The sequence below is a fragment of the Kitasatospora sp. NPDC057518 genome, from assembly GCF_042802075.1.
Classification (GTDB): Bacteria; Actinomycetota; Actinomycetes; order Streptomycetales; family Streptomycetaceae; genus Kitasatospora.
In genome coordinates, this window is record NZ_JBHVEU010000705.1 from 1 (window position 1) to 2,653 (window position 2,653).

Here is a 2,653-nt window from a genome sequence, read left to right on the forward strand (position 1 = left end):
CGGTTGTGCTGTGTGGGGGTCAGTCGGTGACGGTCGCGGTCGCGGAGCGTCCGGGCGCGAGAGTCACGGTGATGGAGGTGTAGGTCGTGCCGTCGACGGTCGTGGTGCGGGCCGCCCGCTGCTCGCCGTCGACGGTGGCGCGGGCGTGCTGACCGGGGAAGCGGGCCTCCCAAGTGACGGGCTCAGTACCGGTGTTGGTGACGGTGCTGCGCTGCGCGCCGTCGTGGCGGACGGTCACCGTGCCGCCGCCCACCGGGATGCCCGCGACCTGGAGCCAGCCCATCGAGGCGGGCAGCTGCGGGGTGGTGGAGAGCGCGTGGCCGGCGGCGTCGGGGGTGACGCCGAGCAGGCCCTGGACGGTCTGGGCGAGCAGGGTGAACGGGACCTCGGGGTAGTCGCCGTTCAGCATCGCGCCGCTCACGTGCGGCTCGCCGACGCTCTCGTAGACGTGCCGCATCCACTTCCAGGCGGTGCTGCCGTCGTGGTTGGCGAAGAAGGCGTCCGGCAGGTAGGTGTAGGCCTCCAGGTTCGCCGAGCGCTCCGGGCCGGAGTCGGCGGCGTCGATGGCGGCGAGCTGGGCGTCCCGGCGCGGGCCCGGGTCGAGCAGCCCCTTGACCGGCATCAGTACGCTCGCCTCGTAGCCCCAGCCGGTGATCGGCTTGCCGGCGGTGTCGTAGCCGTGGACAACCTCGCCGGGCTGCGAACCGTCCACGCTCCAGGTGGAGTTGACGTACGCGCGCAGCTGCTCGGCGGCCTTCCGGTAGCCGGCGGCGGAGGCGGCGTCGCCCCGGGCGTCGGCCAGCGCGGCGGCGGAGAGGTAGGCCTGGTACTGGGCGCCGACCGCGTCCCCGGCCTCGGCGTAGGTGCGGGTGGCGTTCTCGGCATAGCTGGCGGTGCCGGCGAAGATGCTGCGGCTGGTGGCCTGCGGGATCGGCACCCCGCCGTTGTCGACCGGGCCGGGGCGGGCGGCGATGAACGGGCCGAGGGTGTTGCGCACGTACCGGCCCAGGCCCGGGTCCTCGGCGTAGTCGCGGTCGCCGGTCCAGCGGTAGGCCTCGCCGGCCTGTTGGACGAGTTCGAACGGCGCGGGCAGCTCGCGGACGAAGCGGTCGGGGCTCCGGTAGTCGATGGCGCCGTAGCTGCGGGCGTCGAAGTTGAGCGCCCAGACCGGGTAGAGCTTGTTGACCTCGGTGGCGGAGGCCGCGAAGCCGCGCAGCATGGTCTTGTTCTCGGCGTCCAGGCCGAGCAGGTGGGCGCCGACCAGCTGGTGGGCGAAGTCGCGGCTGTAGAAGGCGGAGCGGAACGGGTAGCCGGCCCAGTAGGTGGCGTCGTAGGTGGTGGTGCCGGTGCCGCCGGGGTGGTTCTCGTCCTGGTCGAGCACGCCGGTGGCGCCGGCCTGCTGCACCCAGCTGTTGGCCTTGGCCTTGGCCCAGTCGAAGAGGGCGACGGCCTCGGGGTCGGAGGAGCTGATCACCGGGTCGTTGGGGGCGGCCGGGGCGACGGCGGCGTCGTCCACGTTGATCCAACCCGTGGGGGAGGAGCCGATGGTGAGGGTCAGCCGGTCGCCGGGGGCGACCCGGACCCGGGGGAGGGTGTACTTCGCGTAGAGGGACTGCTCGGGCAGCGGGAGGGAGCGCACCACGGTGCCGTTGACGCTCACCGAGAGGCTGCCGCCGGCGCCGCCCGTCGCGATCCAGGCGGACAGGTCGTAGCTGCCCGCGGTGACGGCGGTCACCTGCTGGCTCACCGCGTAGCCGGGGCCGGCGTCGAGGTAGGCGAGGCGGGTGCCGCCGTGCGGGTTGTTGGTGCCGGTGCCGGTGTGGGCGGTGAAGGTCCAGCCGCCGGAGGTGCTGCCGGCGGTGGCGGCGCCGTCCGTGCCGTTCGTGCTGCTCGTACCGTTCGTGCCGCTCTGCTCGAAGCCGGGGTCGGCGAGGACCAGCGGCTCGGTGCGGGTGAGCGTCCAGCGGTGGGCGGGGCCGTTGTCGCAGTGGTGGGCCACCGGGGCCGGGTCGGCGGTCAGGCAGCCGCCGGTGCCGCGGGTGGTGAGGGTGTAGGTGCCCTGCGGCGCGCGGGAGACGGTGAAGCGCTCGGCCTCGGGGGAGCTGCCGCAGTCGGCGGTGGCGGGGCGGCGGTCCGGGCCGCCGAGGGTGAGGCAGCGGCCGCTGGCGGCGTTCACGAGCAGGTAGTCGGTGCCGGTGCGGCGCAGCTGCCAGCGCTGGCTGAGCAGTCGCCCGCAGGCGGCGCCGACCACCGGGGTGCCGGGGGTGGGCTGGGCGTGCTGCGGGCCGAGGCAGCTGCCGTCCAGGGCGGAGCCGAGGAGGTAGCCGCCGCCGTCGACGAGCGGCGTTCCGGCGGCCGCCAGGGCCGGGGCGGCGCCGAGGGCCTGGGCGGCGAGGACGGTCAGGAGGGCGAGACCGGTGGGTAAGGCGCGGGGGCGGGGCGGCATGGCGGAGCTACCTCCGGTCGGGTGGCGGGGCGAGGGCGTTTGAACGTTCAAATCGGATGGGTGGTGTGCGTTACGATGCATCGCATGTGATGGGTGACATTTCACATGGTGGGCTCGGCCACGTCAACGGGATGCGCGGTGACGGCTTCCGGGAGACAGCTGGGAGAAGAGGTGAAGGCCCCTGCCCGACGGGGGTGGGCAGGGGCC

General features: G+C 74.3%; 1 protein-coding gene. It reads right to left on the reverse strand.

The genetic code is table 11. The features are described from left to right. Positions 1-19: 19 nt before the first annotated feature. On the reverse strand, positions 20-2,446 hold the full coding sequence (locus ACFU7Z_RS38580; protein ID WP_380782808.1) for an RICIN domain-containing protein: 2,427 nt from the start codon (positions 2,444-2,446) through the stop codon (positions 20-22). Between the last annotated feature and the right edge of the window lie 207 nt (positions 2,447-2,653).

Coding starts and splice junctions, on each gene's coding strand:
- ACFU7Z_RS38580 (WP_380782808.1), bottom strand. CDS start 2,446: ATGCCGCCCCGCCCCCGCGCCTTACCCACCGGTCTCGCCCTCCTGACC.